General features: G+C 63.3%; 23 protein-coding genes. 15 read left to right on the top strand and 8 right to left on the bottom strand.

Going from position 1 to position 21671, the window contains the following annotated elements; all coding sequences use genetic code 11:
* A complete protein-coding gene (locus tag LQV39_RS11610) occupies nt 1-2133 on the bottom strand; it encodes a serine/threonine protein kinase (RefSeq protein ID WP_230025580.1) in 2133 nt (710 codons plus the stop codon).
* Between the two features lie 242 nt (nt 2134-2375).
* Between LQV39_RS11610 and LQV39_RS11605 the strand changes: the two genes are divergently transcribed.
* From LQV39_RS11605 to LQV39_RS11565, 9 genes are all read left to right on the top strand, one after another.
* Nucleotides 2376-2660, top strand: a complete 285-nt coding sequence (locus tag LQV39_RS11605) for a hypothetical protein (protein ID WP_230025579.1) — start codon at nt 2376-2378, stop codon at nt 2658-2660.
* A 55-nt stretch (nt 2661-2715) separates the two neighbouring features.
* The gene (locus LQV39_RS11600) at nt 2716-2976 is read left to right on the top strand and encodes a hypothetical protein (protein WP_230025577.1); all 261 of its coding nucleotides are present in this window, start codon (nt 2716-2718) and stop codon (nt 2974-2976) included.
* Nucleotides 2977-3053: 77 nt separating this feature from the next.
* On the top strand, nt 3054-3248 hold the full coding sequence (locus LQV39_RS11595; RefSeq protein ID WP_230025575.1) for a hypothetical protein: 195 nt from the start codon (nt 3054-3056) through the stop codon (nt 3246-3248).
* A gap of 286 nt (nt 3249-3534) precedes the next feature.
* Nucleotides 3535-3804, top strand: coding sequence for a hypothetical protein (locus tag LQV39_RS11590; protein WP_230025573.1), 270 nt, complete (start codon nt 3535-3537; stop codon nt 3802-3804).
* A gap of 12 nt (nt 3805-3816) precedes the next feature.
* Nucleotides 3817-4092, top strand: a complete 276-nt coding sequence (locus tag LQV39_RS11585) for a hypothetical protein (protein ID WP_230025571.1) — start codon at nt 3817-3819, stop codon at nt 4090-4092.
* Between the two features lie 28 nt (nt 4093-4120).
* A complete protein-coding gene (locus LQV39_RS11580; protein WP_230025569.1) occupies nt 4121-4384 on the top strand; it encodes a hypothetical protein in 264 nt (87 codons plus the stop codon).
* A 28-nt stretch (nt 4385-4412) separates the two neighbouring features.
* Complete coding sequence (locus tag LQV39_RS11575; RefSeq protein WP_230025567.1) at nt 4413-4685, top strand: hypothetical protein; 273 nt, start codon at nt 4413-4415, stop codon at nt 4683-4685.
* Between the two features lie 117 nt (nt 4686-4802).
* The gene (locus LQV39_RS11570; protein WP_230025565.1) at nt 4803-5090 is read left to right on the top strand and encodes a hypothetical protein; all 288 of its coding nucleotides are present in this window, start codon (nt 4803-4805) and stop codon (nt 5088-5090) included.
* Complete coding sequence (locus tag LQV39_RS11565; protein ID WP_230025563.1) at nt 5090-5860, top strand: PP2C family serine/threonine-protein phosphatase; 771 nt, start codon at nt 5090-5092, stop codon at nt 5858-5860. Before LQV39_RS11570 ends, LQV39_RS11565 begins: the two co-directional genes overlap by 1 nt.
* Before the next feature lie 107 nt (nt 5861-5967).
* Here the strand turns inward: LQV39_RS11565 and LQV39_RS11560 are convergent, their stop codons facing one another.
* The 5 genes from LQV39_RS11560 to LQV39_RS11540 are packed head-to-tail and all read right to left on the bottom strand — an operon-like array spanning nt 5968 to nt 13971.
* Nucleotides 5968-7266: a sigma-54-dependent Fis family transcriptional regulator gene (locus LQV39_RS11560; RefSeq protein WP_230025561.1), complete on the bottom strand. Its 1299-nt coding sequence runs from the start codon at nt 7264-7266 to the stop codon at nt 5968-5970.
* The gene (locus LQV39_RS11555) at nt 7263-10325 is read right to left on the bottom strand and encodes an ABC transporter transmembrane domain-containing protein (protein WP_230025559.1); all 3063 of its coding nucleotides are present in this window, start codon (nt 10323-10325) and stop codon (nt 7263-7265) included. The genes LQV39_RS11560 and LQV39_RS11555 overlap by 4 nt, the downstream gene beginning before the upstream one ends.
* A 22-nt stretch (nt 10326-10347) precedes the next feature.
* A complete protein-coding gene (locus LQV39_RS11550) occupies nt 10348-11112 on the bottom strand; it encodes a peptidylprolyl isomerase (protein ID WP_230025557.1) in 765 nt (254 codons plus the stop codon).
* A gap of 58 nt (nt 11113-11170) precedes the next feature.
* Entirely contained in the window at nt 11171-12421 is a 1251-nt protein-coding gene (locus tag LQV39_RS11545; RefSeq protein WP_230025556.1) for a sensor histidine kinase KdpD, read from the bottom strand.
* Complete coding sequence (locus tag LQV39_RS11540) at nt 12418-13971, bottom strand: ATPase domain-containing protein (RefSeq protein ID WP_230025554.1); 1554 nt, start codon at nt 13969-13971, stop codon at nt 12418-12420. The genes LQV39_RS11545 and LQV39_RS11540 overlap by 4 nt, the downstream gene beginning before the upstream one ends.
* A gap of 327 nt (nt 13972-14298) precedes the next feature.
* Between LQV39_RS11540 and LQV39_RS11535 the strand changes: the two genes are divergently transcribed.
* Nucleotides 14299-14784 (top strand): DUF4440 domain-containing protein, encoded by a 486-nt coding sequence (locus LQV39_RS11535; protein ID WP_230025552.1) that lies wholly within the window; start codon nt 14299-14301, stop codon nt 14782-14784.
* Nucleotides 14785-14861: 77 nt separating this feature from the next.
* On the opposite strand, the gene glmS is transcribed toward LQV39_RS11535, so the two are convergent.
* Nucleotides 14862-16691 (bottom strand): glutamine--fructose-6-phosphate transaminase (isomerizing), encoded by a 1830-nt coding sequence (glmS, locus tag LQV39_RS11530; RefSeq protein ID WP_230025550.1) that lies wholly within the window; start codon nt 16689-16691, stop codon nt 14862-14864.
* Nucleotides 16692-16840: 149 nt separating this feature from the next.
* Between glmS and LQV39_RS11525 the strand changes: the two genes are divergently transcribed.
* Nucleotides 16841-17314 (top strand): Lrp/AsnC family transcriptional regulator, encoded by a 474-nt coding sequence (locus LQV39_RS11525; protein WP_230025548.1) that lies wholly within the window; start codon nt 16841-16843, stop codon nt 17312-17314.
* A 450-nt stretch (nt 17315-17764) separates the two neighbouring features.
* On the opposite strand, the gene glmU is transcribed toward LQV39_RS11525, so the two are convergent.
* A complete protein-coding gene (glmU, locus tag LQV39_RS11520) occupies nt 17765-19141 on the bottom strand; it encodes a bifunctional UDP-N-acetylglucosamine diphosphorylase/glucosamine-1-phosphate N-acetyltransferase GlmU (RefSeq protein ID WP_230025546.1) in 1377 nt (458 codons plus the stop codon).
* A gap of 36 nt (nt 19142-19177) precedes the next feature.
* On the opposite strand from glmU, the gene LQV39_RS11515 reads away from it, so the two are divergent.
* The 4 genes from LQV39_RS11515 (at nt 19178) to LQV39_RS11500 (ending at nt 21647) form a co-directional block, all read left to right on the top strand.
* On the top strand, nt 19178-20074 hold the full coding sequence (locus LQV39_RS11515; protein WP_230025544.1) for a DUF6279 family lipoprotein: 897 nt from the start codon (nt 19178-19180) through the stop codon (nt 20072-20074).
* A 65-nt stretch (nt 20075-20139) separates the two neighbouring features.
* Nucleotides 20140-20778, top strand: coding sequence for a 16S rRNA (guanine(966)-N(2))-methyltransferase RsmD (gene rsmD, locus LQV39_RS11510; protein WP_230025542.1), 639 nt, complete (start codon nt 20140-20142; stop codon nt 20776-20778).
* Nucleotides 20779-20869: 91 nt separating this feature from the next.
* A complete protein-coding gene (coaD, locus tag LQV39_RS11505; protein ID WP_230025540.1) occupies nt 20870-21370 on the top strand; it encodes a pantetheine-phosphate adenylyltransferase in 501 nt (166 codons plus the stop codon).
* A gap of 19 nt (nt 21371-21389) precedes the next feature.
* A complete protein-coding gene (locus tag LQV39_RS11500) occupies nt 21390-21647 on the top strand; it encodes a YfhL family 4Fe-4S dicluster ferredoxin (protein ID WP_230025538.1) in 258 nt (85 codons plus the stop codon).
* The last annotated feature ends 24 nt before the right edge of the window (nt 21648-21671 follow it).

Here is a 21671-nt window from a genome sequence, read left to right as displayed (position 1 = left end):
CTATCGTTTTGGGTGCGTGGTAATTTGCAGGAACTCCACCGTGACCGCAGCCGCGCCGTGCGACTTGGCGACCCGCGCCAGTTGCTCGTCCAGCGCGCGCAGATAATCCGCTCCGGATTCGGGGTTCGCACGCACGCCGCCGAACAGGGGCTCAGGTGTGGCCATCAGCACCACCATTTCGGTACCGAAGGGCGCGCCGACTCCCCAGTTGTTCAGACTGCCGATGGTGGCGGTGTAGTTCGGCGGCGCAAAGGTCTCGCGCTCCAGCAAGGTCGGCAGCATGTGCACGACTTTTCCGTCGAGCGTGAAATAATCGACCGCCAGATAGGATTGATAGGCCGGCGAGGTGACGTCGAACAGCAGGGTAGCCCCCGCCTTGAGGTCGGTGCCGCGGCCGCTTTCCCTGTTCACCTTGATCGCGCTCGTGTCGGCGGCCGCGCCCGGCGCCATGCGGTGGGCTACCCAGTAGCGGCCCAGCACGCCCAGCAAGGCGCACTTGTTCTCGTCCACCTCCTGCACCGCCAGGTCGACCCCCGACACGCCCGGCAGCGCCATCAGCGTGTTCTTCAAGTGCGCTTTCCCGCTGCTGCGCCCGATATAGCCCTGTACGCGCACGGTACGTCCCTTGATAGTGGGCGCGAGCGCCGAACACGGCAAGTCGGCCAGGGCGGCGGACACGGCCGGCAGGCTGGGCGCGGATGCAGACGGTTTTGGTGCGGGCTGCACGGACTGAGCCGGCGGCGCTGCCTGGGGCGGCGCCTGGGCTTGCTGCGGCGCCCGGGCCTGCGGCGTCCCCTGCGGCGACCCGCTTGCCGTATCCGCAGCCCCAGCAGGCGGCGCCGCCTTCTCGGCGCCGTTCCACAGGAACAGGCGCAGCGCCACGAACACCACCAGCGCCGCTACCGCCGACAGGCCCACGCCCACCAGGAAGGATGGCTTTTGCCACACATCCTGCGCACCGATCTCCTGCAGGAACTGGTTCACACTGGGGGTGCGCTGCTCGCGCTGGAAGGACAGCGCACAGCGCAGCGCGCGCCACTGGCGGTGGCCCAGCCTGGGCGGGCGCTGCGGGCGCAGGCCGGCATCGCGCGCCTGGGTGGCGGACAGGCGGTTGAAAGGGTGCTTCCCGGTCAGCAGCTCGTAGGTGATGCAGCCGAGCGCATAAATGTCGTCGCGCGGATCGGGCTCGCGGTTTTCCAGCATTTCCGGGCTGGCGTAGGCCGGCGTCAGCGCGCCCAGGCTGCCGGGGTCGAAGACGGTGACGTCGGGCGCTTCCTCGGCCTTCTGGAACACGCGCGCAATGCCGAAGTCGATGACCTTGACGCCGCCGGCATCCAGCAGGACCACATTGGCCGGCTTGAAGTCGCAGTGCACGAAGCCGCGCTCGTGCGCATAAGAGAGCGCCTTGCCCATGCCGCGCACGATCTTCATCGCCTCTTCGAAGGGCAGGGCGCGGAAATCCGGCGCGCGCAGCAGCTGGCCGAGCGACTTGCCGGCCAGGTATTCCATCGTCACATACACCATCGAGCCGTCGCGGTCGAAGTCGTAGACCTGCACGATGTTGGCGTGGGCCAGGGTCTGCGCCTTTCTCGCCTCGCGCTGCAGGGCGATCAGCGACTTCGGATGCCCCTGGAACTGCACATTCAGCACCTTGATCGCGATATAGGGATGGCGGTCCGAGGCCTCCAGCTTGCGCAGGTCGAGCGCTTTATACACGGTGCCCATGCCACCGAAGCCGATGCATTCCTCCAGCACGAAGCGGCCGTTGAGGGTGTCGCCGACGCCCTTCATGCGCTCGACCGGGGCATCGTTGGCGTTTGCGCCCGCATAGGCGCCGGGCTGCGTCGGCTGCAGGGGCTTGGTCTGGACAAAGGTTTCCTCGTCGCCCACGCGCTGGCCGATGCGCCGGCCGCTGCGCTGCCGTACTTCGATCGCACGGGCGATACGGCGCTCGACCTCGCCATAGACCTCGGCCGGCAGCGGCGAACGGCGATGCGCTTCGTTGAGGGTCTTCAGCAGGCTGGATACGCTCTCGTGCGTATCCGCGAGCAGCCGGTCAAGGCGCGCGAACATCTCGGCCTGCCCGAGGGAGCCGCTCTGGAACAGGCGAAGGGTGTCGGCGAGACTGTCCATGTCACTTGCTCAGACACTGGAGCGCGCCGCGAATTCACCGCAGAGCCCTTGTGTTGTGGCCGGCCAAACAGTGCGACGAAAAGTGTTGGGACAAAGCCGCCGCTTCGAGCGCTGTTCGTTGGTGAACGCACAAGTAAAGTGGGCGAAAGGCCTGTTTCGGGGCCTGGCACGCTTCTCGCAAAGAGTAGGGTGAGCACGACGAAACCGGCTCACCAACCAACCCAATCTCAAGGAGCACTGACATGAAAACCCTGACCATCAAAGACCTGGCCCTGACCTGCGAACTGGACCGTGGCGCCATGGCGCGCGTACGCGGCGGTTACAAGATGCAGCAGCAAGCGCATTCGCTGGTGCCGATGCCGAGCTACAGCCCGAGCTTCGAGTCGTCGATCAAGGTCGACCAGAGCCTGCAGCAGCTGCAGAACGTGGTGAACGCCACCGCCAACGGCTCGGCCTTCATCGATGGCGTCACCGTGCACAACAACACCGACCAGTTCGGCCAGAACAACGTCGCTGTCTACCGCTAAGCAAAACCAGGCGGAGAGGCTCGTCTCCTCTCCGCCGAACCAAAGGAGAAACTCCATGTCTTCCATTCAGATCCACGACCTCGCACATGCGCAGCGTCTCGACCGCCATGCGATGGCAAGCGTACGCGGCGGCGTGCTCGGCGCACCGAACGTCAACGTCAACGTCACGCTCAACCAGCAGATCGCGCAGTTCCAGGACATCGGCGTGAACGTGCTGAACAACAACGGCGTGATCGGCGCCGGTTTCACGGGGCCCAGCATCGAGCTGAGTCCGCTGCAGTGGGCAAAGAACGAGGCGCAGCTGCCGAAGTTCTGAGCCACCCTGCCCATCCGCGCCAGCCCGGCCATCCTTGCGATGGCCGGGCTGGCACCCGTTTTTTTCAGGAGATAGAGATGGCTAGCATCGTTATCAAGGACCTGTCCGACAACCTCGAGCTGGACCGGAAGGCCATGCAGGCGATCAGCGGCGGCTCGCGGTTGCGCTCGCAGGTCAGGGCGGCCGGCACTGCACCGGCATCCTCGCCCCGGATCGTCGACTTTAAAACCCACGCCGTGCCCAGGGGGGCGCCGGGTAAGCAAACCAGATAAACGATTTATCTTAATGCGCGGCCGCCACCGATGCCGCCCGGACCGCAAGGCTGGGCGGCATTTTTACGTCCCCGTCCAGGCGGGTGTTGGGCCGTTCCGCACAGTACCTGGCCGCTGTTGGCCGATACCCACCAGATTCCCTGCCCAACAGGCCAAAAACGAAGACAGCCCGTCAACAAAAGGCCTGTTGAAGGCCGGTTTGGGGCCTGGCACGCATTCTGCTCATACCCAAGTGAGCACAAATCAAAGTGCTCTTAACCCAAATCACCGACTCAAGGAGAAAGACATGAAAACCCTGATCATCAAAGACCTGGCACTGAGCAACGAACTGGCCCGCAGCGACATGGCTGCCGTGCGCGGCGGACATGGCAAGCCCAGCATGCCGTGGCTGCCGACCTACAGCCCGTCCTACAACACCTCGATCAAGGCGGACCAGAGCCTGCTGCAAATGCAGGACGTGCAGAACCTGACCGCGAACGGCTCGGCCTTCGTGTCCGGCGTCCACGTCACCAACAACACCGATCAATTCGGCCAGAACAACATCGCCGTACTGTAAAGGAGAACCGACATGAAAACCCTGACCATCAAGGACCTGGCCGTTTCGTCCGACCTGAGCCGCAAAGAAATGACCGCCGTGCGCGGCGGCCACAAAGCCGGCTACACGATGCCCTCGTACTCGCTGTTCCCCATGCCTTCGTACGCGAAGTCGATCGATGCGTCGCAAGACCTGCGCCAGGCGCAGCAGGTGGTCAACGAGACCGCCGACGGCTCGGCCTTCATCTCGGGTGTGAACGTGACCAACAACACCTCGCAGTTCGGCCAGAACAACCTGCTGGTCGCCTGAGGCGAACCTGGCAAGCAAGGAGAAGATCATGGCATCGATCCTGATTCAAGACCTGAACCGTAAGCGCGAACTGGACCAGTGTTCCATGTCCGCGATCCGCGGCGGCAGCAAGGGTCTGGCCGCCTTCGGCCCGAACGTGAACCTGAACCTCGACCAGCGCATCGGCCAGGTGCAGGACATCAAGGTCAACGTCCTGAACAACAATGGCGTGATCGGTCCCGGCTTCGTCGGCCCCGATGTGACCCTGAATCCGCTGCAATGGGCCACCAACAACGCTGCAATCCCGCTGTAAATCCATTCATTCTTCAAGGAGCATCATCATGAAAACCCTGAACATCAAAGATCTGACCCGTACCCAGGAACTGGCCCAGGCCGAGATGGCTGCCGTGCGCGGCGGCCATGGCAAGAGCAGCGCTCCCTGGTTCCCCCAGCCCGGGCCGGCACACGTCAGCTCGTCGCTGGACGCCAGCCAGGACCTGACCCAGCTGCAAAAAGTCGTCAACGCGACCGCCAACGGCTCGGCCTTCATCGACTGCGTGGACGTGACCAACAACACCCACCAGTACGGCCAGAACAACATCCTGGTTGCTTGACCCTGACCGGTGGAGGCCGCAAGCGGCAACACTTGCGCGACCTCCACCAAAATATTGAACCAAAGGCGGTTTCAACTTGTCTTTCTACTGTCCCGCGACGCATCCAGGAGACGCATCATGGCCCAACTCCGCATTGACGATCTACGCTGCGACCGCACCCTCGACACCAGGGCGATGGCGCACATCCGCGGCGGCGACGGCGCGGCCTGGTGCTTCGGCTGGATCCAGCCCTACCTGCCCGCGCAGGCGCGCGGCGTGACGCCGGTGATCAACTTCTACCAGATCAACAACTACGCCGACCAGATGATCAATCAGTTCCAGTCGGTCAGCGTGAGCAACTCGGCGCCGAATTCGGTACTCACCGTCGGCGTGGACGAACGGAGCACCAACAACGGAACGATCTAATGGGCGACGAGACGCAGTTACGCTGGACCTCGGCGGCGCGCACCGATACCGGACTGGTGCGCAGCAATAACGAGGACATGGTGCTGAACCGGCCGGAGCGGCGCATGTGGGCCGTGGCGGACGGCATGGGCGGACACGCCTATGGCGAAGTGGCAAGCAGGATGACGGTCGAGGCGCTGGACGCACTGCCCGCGGGCGAACCGCTGCAGCAGGCGGCCGCGCAGGCGCGCGTCTGCCTGCTCGGGGTGAACAACACCCTGGTGGCGGAAGCGGTGGCGCGCAACGTCCCCGTTATCGGCACCACCCTGGTGCTGCTGCTGGCCTCCGGCCGCAGCGCGACCTGCATCTGGGCCGGCGACAGCCGCATCTACCTGTGCCGCGGCGGCAGCCTTCATCAACTCACGCGCGACCACAACCAGCTCGAAGAACTGCAGAGCAAGAACCACCTGTCGCGCGAGGAAGCCCAGGCCTGGCCCGGCGCCAACATGATCACGCGCGCGCTCGGTGCGGCCACGGGGCTGGAACTGGACGAAATCCAGGTGCAGGTCTGCGACGGCGATATTTTCCTGCTCTGCAGCGACGGCTTGAGCAATATGGTCAGTGCCGAGGCGATGTTCGGCGCGCTGACGGGCGGCGATTGCGCGCAGGCGGCCGATGCGCTCATCGCATTGGCCCTGGCCGGGGGCGGGCGCGACAATGTGTCGATGGTGGTGGTGCGGGCGGACGATGTGGAGCCGGATCAGACGGTGATGAATCCGTCGCTAGCTTGACCGTCGTCCCCGCGAAGGCGGGGACCCAAGTTTGTTTGAGCTGACGATACGCTGGCAGAACTTGGGTTCCCGCCAAGGCGGCCGGCGAGGTCGGGAACGACGTTTGATTACCTCGCCTGCCTGAAATCCTTCGAATGCAGCCCATGCTTCTTCAGCAAAATCTGCAAATGCGAGCGGTTCATGTCCCAGCGCCGCGCCAGTTCGGCCACGGTGCCGCCGACGTCCTTCAAACCGCGCTCCAGGCAGGCACGCTCGGCTTCGTCGCTGGCGGCGCGCTTGGCCTCCGCCAGCGAAGCCGGCGCCGGTGGCGTGGCCGCAGCGCGGTCGGTCTCTTTGAGCGGCGCCGGTGCAGGCACAGCCCGCGGGCGTATATCTTCCGGCAACTGCGCCAGGTCGGCCAGGTCGCCGGCCAGGCAGGCCAGCCGGTACATCAGGTTGCGCAGCTCGCGGATATTGCCCGGGTAGGCATACTCGAGCAGGAACTCGCGCAGGCGCGGACTCAAGGCCACCGGGCGCCGCTTGAGGACCTCGGCGGCCTCGTCGCCGTAATATGCCAGCAGCAGCGGGATCTCGTCCTTCCGCTCGCGCAGCGGCGGCAGGCTCACGTGGATCACGCTGAGGCGGTAGAACAGGTCTTCGCGGAACTGGCCTTCTTCGATCAGCTTGCGCAGATTCTTATTCGTGGCGGCGACGATGCGCGCGTCCACCGCAATCGTCTCGTCCGAGCCAACGCGCTGGATCTCGTGCGACTGCAGCACGCGCAGCAGTTTTACCTGCCCCTGCAGCGGCAGTTCGCCGATCTCGTCCAGGAAGATCGTGCCTTTATGCGCGCTCTCGAACTTGCCCTTGCGGTCGGTGGCCGCGCCGGTGAAGGCGCCGCGCTTGTGGCCGAACAGTTCCGATTCGATCAGGCTCTCCGGAATCGCGCCGCAGTTGACGGAGATATAGGCCTTGTCGGCGCGGGCGCCGTTGGCGTGGACCACCTTGGCCATCAACTCCTTGCCGGTGCCGCTTTCGCCGTCGATCAGCACAGGTAAATCGGTGGGCGCCGCCTTTTCCGCGATCTCGAGGGCGTCGAGCAGGCGCGGATTGTCGCCGAAGGTGCCCTCGAACACGAAGCTGCGCGCCAGCAGCGCCTGCCTGCGTTCGCCCGGGGCCGGCGCAGGCTTGTCCACAGCCTCGCTGCGCCGGTCGGTATCGAGCGCTTGCACGAAGCGCTCCTTGTGCGACAGCTGCATCACCTCGTCGCGCACGGCATTCGCCTGGCGCAGCAGTTTTTCGATGTCGGGCCGGTCGAGCTTGTTCGCCCAGCGCAGGGTGGAGCGCAGGATTTCGAGCCGCTCCAGCAGGCCGGCATAGGACATCGATGAACCGCGGGGTGCGAGATCCTGGTTGAAGAGCTTCATGCTGCCGCCAATTGCTTTTGGACTAATTCATAGTACATGCCGCGCCGCGCGAGCAACTCCTCATGCCGGCCCTGCTCGGCGATATGCCCCTCGTACAGCACCACGATCTTGTCGGCCCGCATGATGGTGCTGAGCCGGTGGGCGATGATCACGGCCGTGCGTCCGGCCAGGATGTCGTGCATGTTGGCGATGATGTTGCTTTCCGACTGGGTGTCCAAGGCCGAGGTCGCTTCATCGAAGACCAGCAGGCGAGGGTCGTGATACAGCGCCCGCGCGATGCACAAGCGCTGCACCTGGCCCCCGGACAAGCCGACGCCGCGCTCGCCGACCACCTGCTCGTAACCCAGCGGCATCTTGCTGATGAAAGCATGCGCATCCGCCATCTTGGCGACCTGCTCGATGCGGCGCCGGTCCGGGCTGTCGTCGCCGCTGGCGATGTTCTCGGCGATGGTGCCGGAAAACAGCAGATTGCTTTGCATGACATAGCCGACCTGGGCGCGGTAATAATCCTTGTCGATGGCGGCCATGTCGTAGCCGTCGACCAGGATCTTGCCGTCGCTCGGCATGTAAAAGCCGACCAGCAGCTTGGCCAGCGTGGTCTTGCCCGAGCCGCTGCGGCCGACGATGGCGATCAGCTCGCCACGCCGCATGTCGATGCTGATGTTGTCCAGCACGTAGGCGGTGTCGTCGCCGCCGTAGCGGAAATAGACGTTCTCGAGCTTGATGTCGCCCTGCAGGTCGGGCAGCACCACCCGGCTGGCGGCTTCGCTCGGCTTCTGTTCAGGTTCGATGTCGAGCACGTCGCCGAGTCTCTCCATCGCCACGCCGGCGTCGGCCAGCCGGCTCCACAAGGCCACCAGACCCATCAGCGGCGCGAGCACGCTGCCCATCAGGGCGTTGAAGGCGATCAGCTGGCCGATCGTCAGTTCGTGCTCGAGCACCAGGCTGGCGCCAGCCCACAGGATGGCGATCGTGGTGCCGGCATTCAGCAGCTGGCTGGCCAGGCCCACCAGGATATTGAATTGCTGCGCGCGGTACTGGGTGTCGAGCGCCTTGACGTATTTCTTTTCCCATTTCAAGCGCACCGGCCGCTCGCTGCCCATGCCCTTGATGGTCTCGACGCCGCCGAGCGCCTCCATCAGGAAGGCGTGCGCATCGGTCGAGGCGTTGAACACCTCACGCGCATACTGCTTGATGTGCGGCGTCGTAAAAATCGTCAGCGCCATGATGGGGATGACAAAGGCGATCAGGATCAGGGTCAGCTTGACGTTGTAGACGAACAGGATGGTGAAATAGATGAACACCATCAGCAAATTCAGCATCGTGGTGACGGTCGACTCGGTCAGGAAGGCGCGAATGGTCTGGTTTTCCTGAAAGCGCGCGATGATGTCCCCGGTTTTTCTCTTGGCGAAGAAGGAGAAGGGCAGCGACATCGTGTGCTTGAAGAAGCCCGCCATCATCGAAAAATCGAGGTTGCGCATCATGTAATTGGCCAGGTAGGCGCGCACGGTCGCCATCAGCTGCGAGAACACGTTGGCGATGATCAGCCCGCCGATCAGCAGATGCAGCAGGCTGACGTTCTGGTGCACGACCACGCCGTCGAGGATGTTCTGGATGATCAGCGGCGGCACGATGCCCAGCATCTGGATCACGAAGGTGGCCAGGAAAAGATGCAGCAGGATGGTGCGGTAAGGCCGCAGATAGGCGACGAAGCGCAGCCAGGGCGAGCGCTCGACGGCGGCCTGGGCCATGTCCTGGCTCGGCGTGAAGACCAGGCAAGTGCCGCTCCAGCCGCGCTCGAATTCCTCCACCGACATCTTGCGGAAACCCACCGCCGGATCCGCTACCCACACCTGGCGTTTCGAGACACCGTAGACGATCACGTAGTGGTAACCCTCCCAGTGCACGATGAAGGGCAACTCGAAACCCTGCAGCGCGTCGAAGGTGCATTGCACGCCGCGGCTCGAAAAGCCGAGGGTCTCGCCGGCGCGCGCCAGGCTGTCCAGGGTCGCGCCCTGGGTGGTGACGTTCGCCAGTTCGCGCAGTTTTCCCAAAGTGACTTGCAGGCCGTAATGGCGGCACAGCATGGCCAGACAGGCGGCGCCGCAATCCATCTCCTCGGCCTGCTCGACCAGGGCGAAGCGGCGGATGACTTTTTCGCCCAGCGCCGGCTTCGATTCGAGGTCCAGGCGCAGCGGGCGCTTGCGGCGCTCGGCCAGTTTCTTCTGGCGCTCCAGTTCGCGCTCGATGAAACGGATGCGGTCTTCCAGCACCTCGCGCAGGCCGGCATTGCGCTCGAGGATGGCGTGGGCGGTCTTTTCCGGAATCACCAGCAAGGTACAAGGCGTGACGGCCACCGCCGAGGCCATCTGTTCCTGGCGCATCAGGCAGGCTTTTTCGCCGAAGGTTTCGCCGGCCTGCAGGGTGGCCAGCGTGTATTCGTCGGCGCCGTCGTGATACAGCAGTTTTACTTGTCCCTGGCGCAGCACATACAGGCGGCGGTCCTCGCGCCCGTCCTGGGTCAGGATCTCCTTGCCGGCGGCGACGCGCTTGACGCCGACGCTGTGCACGAACTCTTCCAGCTCGTCCTTGCCGACCTTGCCGCGCAAATCGAAGAGGCGCGCCACCAGGCCGCCGGCCGAGCTGATCGCGACATAGCTGGTGACGAAATCGCGCGCCACCGGATTGCGCACCAGCACCGGCTCGATGGCCGTGCGCGGGATGAACCACAGCTCGGTTTTCAGGGAGGCGCGCGCCGACAGTTCGTGGTGGACTTCGCGCAGCATGGCGATGTCGCCGATGACTTCGCCGCTCTTCCTCACGCCGATGCTGACTTCCTTGCCGTTCTCGTCGGAAAACACGCGCACCGAGCCGGATTTCACCACGAACAAACCTTCGGCCGGCTCGCCGGCCTTGCAGACCGTGTCGCCGAAGGCGTAATGGCGCACCTGGATCGCTTCCGCCAGCTGTTCCAGCTCCTCGTCCGTGAAGGGAGACAGCAGGTCGACCGATGACAGGAATCTGGCGGGCGACTGCGCCTGGGACTGTGCTTCTTCCATAAGGGTCTATCGGGCCCGGCGCCTAGCGCACAGGGCACGCTTCGATCACGTGCTCCTGGGCGCGCGCCATCAGCCATTCCTCGCGCAGCAGGCGGCGTATCTCGGCGGCGGTATCAAGGTCGAGCGCGGCCGGGTGTCTGGCGTTGACGCAAAAGATCTCGTAGCAGGCGCCGTCAAGCGAGGGGAAGGGTCCGAGCAATTCGCCTTCGCGTGCATTGAACACGCGCGCCTCGATGTCGCCCTTGAGCGAGCCGCGCAGCACCTTGCCGATCCGGCCGCCCTGTCCCTTGGTATCGGGATCGATCGAGTGTTCGCGCGCCATTTCGGCAAAGGCTTCCGGCTCTTCCTGCAGCACCGACATCATCTCGCGCGCCGCGCCTTCCGCATCGAGCACGATGTGGCTGACCTCGACGCTGTCGAAGCGCGGCGAGTTGAGCGTGAAGTACCGGGTCACGGCGGTGTCGCTGCAGACCTGCTCGAGCATCTTTTCCCGGTACAGGCTGTCCGTGATCCAGACCTCGAATTCGTCCAGCGAGACGCCGAGCGCATCGAGGTAGTGGTTGGTGTCGGCGGCGCGGTGCAGGCCCAGGGCGCGGCGGAATTCGTCGGCGCGTTCCTGGATCTGCTCGGGCGCCAGTTGCAAGCCGGCCTGTTTCGCGGCGCGCGCGGCGAGGTGGTCGCGCACCATCTGCTCGACCAGGCCTTCGAACTGCCCGCTCAGTTTCAAGGTTCGGATGAAGTCGTCGGTGGTGATGACCTCGTCGTCGATGCGCACGATGCCTGACATAGGGGATGCTCCTGACGCCGGATGGTGTCCGGTGCAGGAGTTAGAGGGGCGTTCCGGCCTAAGGTTCGACCGGCGGCCCTGCCACCACAGGCAGCCGGATGGAGAAGGTGGCGCCCTGGCCGCGGCCGGCGCTGCTGACGCTGAGCGTGCCCCCGTGCAGCTCGACGATGCGGCGGGCGATGTACAGGCCCAGTCCGAGTCCGCTGGCGTTGTCGTGCTGCTGCAGCCTGAAGGCGCCGAATACATGCGGCAGGTCTTCCGCTTCGATGCCCTGGCCGGAGTCGGCGATGTCGATCTCGACCATGCCATCGACGCGCCGGATGGCGATGCGGATGACGCCGCCCGCCGGCGTGAATTTCACGGCATTGAACAGCAAATTCCAGATCACCTGCTGCAGGCGCCGGCCGTCCGCCTCGAAGCGGATCGGGTCGCCATAATCGGCCGGCGTCACCTGCAGCAGGATCTGCTTGGCGTGCGCATGCGGTTCCACGGTCGAGATGGCGTCGCGCAATACCTGGCCCAGCACGACCGGCGTGCGCGTGATCGACATCTGCCCGGTCAGCGTGCGCGCCGCGTCGATCAGGTCTTCGACCATCCCGGCTTCCTGGCGCACATGCACGCGCATGGCCTCGAGCCCGCTGACCGCACTCGGCGGCAGGTCGGGAATCGTGCGCAACAATACTTCAATGCGCATCGACAAGGCCGACAGCGGCGTGCGCATCTCGTGCGATACCGTCGCCAGGAACAGCTCGCGGGTGCGGTTCACGCGCGTCAGGTCGTCGATGGTTTCGCGCTGGCGGTCGAGCGTACTCGACAGGGTTTTCAGGAGGCCCGCATAGGTGCTCATGCGCTTGTCGGAGACGGGTGCATCGAGCCGCGCCTCGTTCCAGAGCAGGTGGCCGGCCAGCCCGATCTGCTTGGCGATGCGTTCGCAGGCCAGCGGCGAACTGAAGTCGGCAAAGCGCCAGCCGAACACCAGCACGCCGTAGACCTGGCCACGCAGCAGCAGCGGCTGGGCGCACACGCGGAAGCCTTCGTCGAATTGCCCGGACGCCGACTCCTTTTGTTCGCGTGCCTGGTGCACCAGCGTGCGTTCGAAGGCCGTGCCGGGACCGTCCTCGGCCCACAGCGTCGAGCGCTCCGCCAGCAAGGCCGACAGGCGCGACCCCGTCAGCGGACCGATTTGGCGCACCCCTGCCGCGTCATAGGCCGACGTGACGAGGCCCGTCGCTTCGGTGAACTGCCGCAGCGGCGTCTGCCAGTCGTCCCAGTCGACCGGCGTGTTGTCCGGCAGTTCGGCCTTGATCACCTGGGCTTTTCGGCCGGCAGGCGCGCCGAGTCGGGCAGAGGGGCGCCGCTGGCCACGGCTTCTTCGATGGCCGGGCTCTGGCGCGACGGTGAACGCGACAGCAAACCGTAATAGGACGAGAACGGCAATTGCGGCACGGCCTGGGTATCGTTGCCGCCTTCGTCGATCAGCACCAGGCCGCCGACGCCGATTTCGTATTCGCGCGTGACCTGCATGTTGCGGCTGCCGCGCACCTTCGGCACCGCCAGGGCCCGCCGCAGCACGGTCGAGATTTCCACATAGTTGAGCAGAATGATATTGTCGACCAGGTGCGAGCCCTTCAGTTCCTCGCTGATCTGCGAGACGCCCAGCAGTTCCGGGCTCTCGTAGTTGAACAGGGTCGTGGCCAGGCGGTTCTTGAAGAAGCTTGCCAATGCGTACAGGTAATCGGCAACCTCGTCGGCACTGGTCATTTCGTACACGGCCACCGAATCGAGGACGATACAGTCGATCTTTTCCTGCTCGACCAGCTTGACGATGCGGTCGAAATGCACATCCAGTTCGAGTTCCAGCGGCGACTCGTAATGAATGAACAGCTTGCCGTCGTCGATCAGCCCCTGGAGGTCGAAGCCGAGCGACTTGGCATTGCGGATCAGCTGGCGCGGATGTTCGTCCAGGCTCACCAGCAGCGCCTTGTGGCCATTCTTGATGGCGTCGGTCAGGAACTGGACGCTGAACACGGTCTTGCCGGTGCCGGAAATACCGCTCACCAAGGTCACCGATCCCTCGTAGATGCCGCCGTCCATCATCTTGTCGATGGCCGCCGAGCCGGTCGACAGTCTGCGCTCCGAGGTCGGCTGGTCGGGCGAAGCAACCGGGCGCGACTGGGCACGGCGATACACGTGCACGCCGACCTTCGGTTCGATGCGCATGGTATGGCTGCCGCCAATGAAATCCTGGCCGCGCGACTTCGTCACCGTCAGGCGGCGGTGGGTCCGGCGCCGCGCCTCGCCGAAGGTGAGCGAAATGATGGTGTCGAACACGAAGCGCTCGTGCGCCAGCACGCCGGTCATCGACTCGTCCTTCTCCGCCGTCACCATGGTGGTCACGCCCAGGCGCGTCAGGCCTTCGATCAGCAGGTGCACATCCTGGCGGAAAGGCATGTCGTTCACTTCGGCGTACAGCCGCAGCGGCGTCAGCCCGTCGATCAGCAGGCGCTTCGCGCCCATGGCCACGAGCGAGGCGGCGAAGGCGCCGTCGTCACTGCGGAACTCGCTCAGCAGCACGGCCGGGCTGGTCTGGATGATCTTGATCTTGCCCTGGTCGATCATGCCCTGCAGGTCCCAATTGAAGCCGGCGGCATCGCGCAGCAGCTTGGCGGGATCGAGTTCGAAGGACACGATGGCGCCCGGCTCATCGCAGTCGAGTGCGCCGTGGTAGATGAAGCCCAGCCCGAGCGTGGTCTTGCCCGAGCCGGGCGGACCTTCGACGATCAGGTTGTTATTGCGGGGAATGCCTCCGTGCAGTACCTCGTCCAGTCCGGTAATGCCCGTCTTGACCAGCTCGTCCATCGATTCGTCCCTTTTAAGTGTGTCAGCTTAGCATGCGGCGGCGCAACAGTCTGCCGAAGGCATTGCCGGCGCCAGCTGTCCTAGCTCGATGCGAACTTACTTTGCGAAAGTATTCGAGGGATTCTAAGACAGTTGGAAGCCGTGTATTAACACAATTGAAACATCTGAATGAGCGCTGCTTTCGCATTATTCGTTTGGCTGCGCGCGTGCTTGCAGCCTTTATGCGACACAAGTTCAAGCGCGCCGGGGTCGGCCGCGCACGGTCCTATGATGGTCCCGCATATTGATGAGTGATCCCTGACCAGAAACCATAAAAGGAGATCCGCCATGAAGCTGCTTGCCCTTGTTGCTGCTCTCGCCTTGACCGGCTGCGCCTCGCAGCCGGCGTATCCCGGAAAAACCACCATCAACGTCCCGCGCACGGAAAAGTGCAAACCGACCTCCGAAAAGAAGATCGCGGCCCTGTTCGAGCGCTGGAACGATTCACTCCAGACGGGCGACCCGCACAAGGTCGTGGCCAACTATGCGGAGGAATCGATCCTGCTGCCGACCGTGTCCAACCAGCCCCGGCTGACGCCGGCGGAGAAGGAAGAGGATTTCGAGCATTTCCTGCTGAATGAACCGTCCGGGGTGATCGACCTGCGTCGGATTTACCTCGGCTGCAATGTCGCTTTCGATGCCGGGCTGTACACGTTCACCTTCGGCCGGACCGGGCAGGTGGTGCCTGCGCGTTATACCTTTACTTATCGGTGGGATGGCGAGGAGTGGCTGATTACGAGTCATCATTCTTCGGCTTTGCCGGAGCAGGAGTGAAGGCCGGCAGCGGGGCGAAAAAAAACAGGCCGCGAGCTTTCGTTCGCGGCCTGTTTTGACTGGGATGAACCGGACTCTTACTCCACCGTCACCGATTTCGCCAGATTACGCGGCTTGTCCACATCGGTACCACGCGCCAGCGCCGTGTGATACGCCAGCAGCTGCAGCGCCGCCACGTGCAGGATCGGCGACAGCAGGCCATAGTGCTCCGGCAGACGGATCACGTGCAGGCCTTCGCTCGAGGTGATCTGGGTGTCGACGTCGGCGAAGCAGTACAGCTGGCCGCCGCGGGCGCGGACTTCCTGCATGTTCGACTTCAGCTTTTCCAGCAGGGCGTCGTTCGGGGCGATGGTCACGACCGGCATTTCTTCGGTCACCAGTGCCAGCGGACCATGCTTCAGCTCGCCTGCCGGGTAGGCTTCGGCGTGAATGTACGAGATTTCCTTCAGTTTCAGCGCGCCTTCGAGGGCGATCGGGTAGTGGATGCCGCGGCCCAGGAACAGGGCGTTTTCTTTTCGCGCGAATTCCTCGGCCCAGGCGATGATCTGCGGTTCCAGCGCCAGCACCGAGCTCAGCGCGACCGGCAGGTGGCGCATCTGCTTCAGGTAGGTCGCTTCTTCCTCCTCGCTCAGGCGGCCGTTGACTTGCGCCAGCGTCAGGGTCAGCAGGAACAGGGCTGCCAGCTGGGTCGTAAACGCCTTGGTCGAGGCGACGCCGACTTCGACGCCGGCGCGGGTGATATAGGCCAGCTTGCACTCGCGCACCATCGCGCTGTGCGCAACGTTGCAGATGGTCAGCGTGTGGGTCATGCCCAGGCTGCGCGCATGCTTCAGCGCGGCCAGGGTGTCGGCGGTTTCGCCGGACTGCGAAATGGTGACGACTAGGGTCTGCGGATGCGGGACGCTGTCACGATAACGGTATTCGCTGGCGATCTCGACGCTCACCGGGATCTTGGCCACCGATTCGATCCAGTACTTGGCGGTCAGGCCGGAATAATAGCTGGTGCCGCAGGCCAGGATCAGCACGCGGTCGATTTCCTTAAACACGCGGAAGGCCTGGTCGCCGAACAGTTCCGGCATGATGCCAGTGACGCCCTCGAGGGTGTCGCCGACCACGCGCGGCTGCTCGAAGATTTCCTTCTGCATATAGTGGCGGTACGGGCCCAGTTCGGCGGCGCCGGTGTGGGCGTGCACGGTCTTGACTTCGCGCTCGGCCGGGCGGCCATCGACGTCGACGATCCAGTAGCGGGCCAGCTGCAGGTCGACCACGTCGCCTTCTTCCAGGTAGATGATCTGGTCGGTGGTGCCGGCCAGGGCCATCGCGTCCGAAGCGACGAAGTTTTCGCCTTTGCCGAGGCCGACGATCAGCGGCGAACCCTGGCGCGCAGCCACCACGCGGTGCGGCTCTTCGCGGCAGAATACGGCGATCGCGTAGGCGCCGTGCAGGCGTTTCACCGCTTGCTGCACGGTTTCGAACAGGTCGCCGTTGTACATGTGGTCGACCAGGTGGGCGATGACTTCGGTATCGGTCTGGCTGGTGAAGTTGTAGCCGAGGTCCGTCAGTTCGCGGCGCAGTTCGTCATGGTTCTCGATGATGCCGTTGTGGACCAGGGCGATGCGGGCATTGTCTTCGGTCGGCGAGAAGTGCGGGTGGGCATTCTTGGTGGCCGGGGCGCCGTGGGTGGCCCAGCGGGTGTGGGCGATGCCGGTGAAGCCCTCCAGGCCGGTTTCCTTGATCTGGGATTCGAGTTCGGCCACGCGCGAGGTGCTGCGCGAACGCTGCAGGCGTCCATCGACGTGCAGGGCAACGCCGCAGGAATCGTAGCCACGGTATTCAAGGCGCTTCAGACCTTCGATCAGGATAGGGGTGATATTGCGCTGGGCTACTGCTCCGACGATACCGCACATGATGAGCTCCAATAAAAATTAACAGATGTCACTAATGTAGAGTAGGCGTCATGAAATAAGCTTTCTAAATTCAGCATTTTTTGATAGATTCTTTCATGACCTCGTAAGCATGAAATATTCTTTCAAATATCGAAGAAATCTTTATAAAAATGTCGACAGAGCCCGAAATCCTGGACGATCTTGATCGTCGCATTCTGAACACCTTGCAAGTTGACGCCTCTCACACCAATGCCGAGTTGGCGGAATTGGTACATGTGTCGCAGCCAACTTGTCTGCGAAGGGTCAAACAGCTGAGCGCGAGCGGTGTTATCGAAAGGCAAGTTGCGATCGTCTCGCCGGACAAGGTGGGTGCGAGACTCACCGCCATCGTCGAGATCACGCTGGACGTGCAGGCGGCTGATCGCATGGCCGAGTTCGAAGACGTCGTTGCCGAAGAGGCGGCCGTGCTGCAGTGCTACCGCGTCGCGCCCGGCCCGGACTTCGTGCTGGTGGTGCAGGTGGCGGACATGCCGGCCTACCACGCGCTGGCGCACCGCCTGTTCACCACCCATAAGAACGTGCGTAACGTAAAAGCCTATTTTTCAACCTTCCGCAGCAAGTTCGAGACCCGCATCGTGGTCTGAACAGGCCTTCACGCACAGGCTATCCACAGGGAGCTGTGAATAATGTGGATAAGCTGTTTACCTGTAAACTTTGCTACCGTAAAAGTAATGCACAATTCATCCACAGTGCGATGTGGACAAAGTGTGACACTGCTGAATTACTGAGCAAATGGCTGTCCTGACCAGCCATTCACACCGAATCGCAGCTGCCGGCACCCTGGTTCATGCGTTGTGGATAAGTCATGCAGCTGGCATGCCGTCGGGTTCACGCCACCTTCACGCCCTTGGACAAAAAGCGCGGTAAAACAGGCGCCAATAAAGACAACAGGCCCGCCGGAATACCGTGCGGGCCTGTGGATGACTTTGTGGATGACTGGCTGAAAACCCTGTGCAAAGGCGGTGGATCAGGCTGTGATTATCCTGTGATTCCCCTGTGACTTTGCTGTGGGTTTGCTGTGTGTGGCCAGTGGATTACTTGGGCTTCTTGACCGGACGCTTCCAGTTCTCGATCGTCAGCTGCCGCGGACGCGAAATGGTCAGCATGCCGGCCGGCGCATCCTTGGTCAGCGTGGTGCCGGCGCCCAGGGTCGCCCCCTTGCCGACGCGCACCGGGGCCACCAGCTGGCTGTCGCTGCCGATGAAAGCCTCATCCTCGATCACCGTGCGGAATTTATTCGCGCCATCGTAGTTGCAGGTAATGGTGCCGGCGCCGATGTTCACGCGCGAGCCGACGTCCGCATCGCCGACATAGGCCAGGTGGTTCGCCTTGCTGTGGGCTGCGACCTTGCTGTTCTTCACTTCGACGAAGTTGCCGATGTGGACATCTTCGGCCAGCTCAGTGCCCGGACGCAGGCGCGCATAAGGGCCGATCTGCGATTTTTCGCCGACAATGGCGTCTTCCAGGTGGCAGAAGGGTTTGATTTGCACGCCGGCAGCCACTTTGGTGTTCACCAGCACGCAGTTGGCGCCGACCGTCACGCCATCCGCCAGTTCGACGCGCCCCTCGAACACGCAGCCGACGTCGATCGAGACATCGCGGCCGCAGATCAGCTCGCCACGCACGTCGATGCGGGCCGGATCCAGCAGGTGCACGCCCTTCTCGAGCAGGGAAATGGCGATGTTCAGCTGATGGCGGCGCTCGAGTTCGGCCAGCTGCACCTTGCTGTTCACGCCGGCGACTTCCCATTCGGCCGAGGGGTGCGCGGACACCACCGGCACGCCGTGCGCGACCGCCTGGGCCACGATGTCGGTCAGGTAATACTCGCCCTGTGCATTGTTGTTCCCCAGCGCGCCGAGCCAGCTGTTCAGATAACGCGTCGGGATCACCATGATGCCGCTGTTGATTTCCTTGATCGCGCGTTCTTCCGCGTTGGCGTCCTTTTCCTCGACGATGCGCACGATCTCGCCATCCTCGCGGATGATGCGGCCCAAGCCGAAGGGGTTGTCCTGCACGACAGTCAGGATCGCCAGTTTATCGTTGCCGGCGGCCTCGACCAGGCGTTGCAAGCTGGCGCTGGTGGTCAGCGGCACGTCGCCGTACAGCACCAGGGTCGGCGCGTTTTCGTCGATCTGGGGCAGGGCCTGCATCACGGCATGGCCGGTGCCCAGCTGGGGCTGCTGCAGCGCGGTGTCGATGACCATGCCTGCTTCCGTACCCCATTCGTGTACCGCACTCGGCACCGCTGCGCCGCCGTGCCCGTAAATCACGCATAATTTAGTCGGGTTAAGACTGCTGGCTGTGGCTATGACATGTTGCAACAGCGGCTTCCCAGCCAGAGGATGCAGGACTTTTGGCAGAGCGGATTGCATGCGCTTTCCCATGCCAGCGGCGAGGATGACTACGTTCATATGTGCCGTTCTCAATAGAAAATGTAGTTGAATAATATGAAAAAGTTTAACACGCCCCAACCCCTGTTTTACCGTGCGCGCCTGCTGTTTCTGGTGGCGCTGATGGCCTTGCTGAGCGCCTGCAGCACGATCCGCTTCACCTACAACCACGGCGATACGCTCTTGTACTGGTGGTTGAATGCTTACCTCGATCTGGACAGCGACCAGTCCGACTGGGTCAAGAAAGACATCGATAAGCTCTTCCAGTGGCACCGCGCGACCCAGCTTCACGATTACGCCGGCCTGCTGACCAAGATGCAGCGCCAGATGGGCGACGGCAGCGTCACCCAGGAAGAGCTGCTGTCCGATTACCGCGACATCAAGGCGCGCACCGAGTTGCTGGCGTTCAAAGCGCTGCCCCAGCTGGCCGACCTGGCGATGTCGATCAAGCCCGATCAGATCGGTCAGATGGAGCAGAAGTTCGCCAAGAATAATGACAAGTTCCGCAGGGAGTTCATGAGCGGCAGCGTCGAGGACCAGAAAAAGGCGCGCTTTAAAAAGGCGATGGACCAGTTCGAGCTGTGGTTCGGCAGTTTCAGCCGCGACCAGGAAGCGGCTTTGCGCCGCGCCTCGGATGCGCGCCCGCTCGACAACGACGTCTGGCTGCAGGAGCGCCAGCTGCGCCAGAAGAAGATCGTCGCCCTGCTGCGCCGGGTGCACGACCAGAAGCTGAACAAGGAGCAGACCATGTCGGCCATCCACGACCTGCTGCGCGACATGTTCGACCGCATGGAGGCACCGGAACGCAAGGCCTTCTTCGACGCCTATGTGGATAACACCTCGAAATTCGTCCTCACGGCGATCAAGCTGACCAATGCGGAGCAGAAGCAGCATGCGCAGAAACGGATGCAGGGGTGGATCGACGATTTCAATACATTAGCCAAGGGTAAGTAAGCGTGGGCCGCGGGCACGGTGTGCCCACGACCAAACCGGAATACGCTGCGTGGTATAGTCCGCCCATGCAAAAGAAGTCCTCAAACAAACCCTCTTACCCCCGCCGTCCCGGCCCGCCGCAGCAAGTCCGCATCATCGGCGGCGCCTGGAAACGCACCCCTTTACCCGTGCTCGACGCCTTCGGCCTGCGCCCCACGCCCGACCGCGTGCGCGAGACCGTGTTCAACTGGATCCGCCACCAGCTGGATGGCGACTGGGACAGCCTCGACTGCCTGGACCTGTTCGCCGGCAGCGGCGCCCTCGGCTTCGAGGCCGCCAGCCGCGGCGTCCGTTCGGTGACCATGATCGACACGCTCGGCCCGGTAGTACGCCAGCTGGAAACGATCAAGGACAAGCTGAAGGCCGACAACGTGAAAATCCTGCGCGCCGATGCGCTGGCCGTGGCGCGCGACCTGGCCCAGCGTGGCCAGCGCTTCGACCTGATCTTCCTGGATCCGCCTTATCAACAGGATTTCCTGAGCCAGGCCCTGCCGCTGTGCGCAAGCCTGCTGAAGGAGGGCGGCCTGGTGTATGCGGAGTCGGGCGCCGCGCTGCCCTTCGCGGAAACGGAACAGGATGAGACGCCCGCGTGGTTGTCGGGCTGGCAGCCGGTGCGTGGCGACAAGGCCGGCATGGTCCACTTTTACCTGCTGAAGTTGCACTAAAAAACCGCAAAACCTGCCCCACTGCGGGGCGGCTGCCGAATTTTCAGGCATAATGCGCGCTTATTCAGGTGCATTCTCCCAGGGAGCCGCAATGGTTGTAGCCGTTTATCCAGGAACTTTCGATCCGCTGACCCGCGGCCACGAGGATTTGGTGCGTCGCGCATCGGGTCTGTTCGACACCCTGGTCGTCGGTGTCGCCGACAGCAAGAACAAGAAACCTTTCTTCTCGCTCGACGAACGCCTGGAAATCGCCAACGAAGTGCTGGGCCATTATCCGAACGTGAAGGTCGAAAGCTTCAGTGGCCTGCTCAAGGATTTCGTCCGCCAGCACGATGCGCGCGTGATCGTGCGCGGCCTGCGCGCCGTGTCCGACTTCGAGTACGAGTTCCAGATGGCCGGCATGAACCGCTACCTGCTGCCCGACGTCGAGACCCTGTTCCTGACCCCGTCCGACCAGTACCAGTTCATCTCCGGCACCATCGTGCGCGAGATCGCGATGCTGGGCGGTGACGTCTCCAAATTCGTGTTCCCTTCGGTCGACCGCTGGCTGCAAAAGAAAATCGCCGCCATGGCCGCCGCGCCGAAGGCGTAAGCATTCAAAGGTTGTAGAAATGGCTTTGCTGATTACCGACGACTGCATCAATTGCGACGTGTGTGAGCCCGAGTGCCCGAACGACGCCATCTCGATGGGCGCGGAGTTCTACCAGATCGACCCGCACAAGTGCACCGAATGCGTCGGCCACTTCGACGAACCGCAGTGCGTGGCGCTGTGCCCGGTCGCCTGCATCCCCTTCAACCCTGAGTGGCGCGAAACCCGCGAAGAACTCCAGGCCAAGTACGAAAAGCTGACCGCCGCCAAGGCAGCCTGATGCCGGCAGCGCCCGAGGCCGCCC

This window comes from Massilia sp. Bi118 (assembly GCF_918697865.1).
Lineage (GTDB): Bacteria > Pseudomonadota > Gammaproteobacteria > Burkholderiales > Burkholderiaceae_D > Telluria.
Note: the sequence above shows the minus strand (reverse complement) of the source record. Positions and strands in the feature narration are given on the sequence as shown.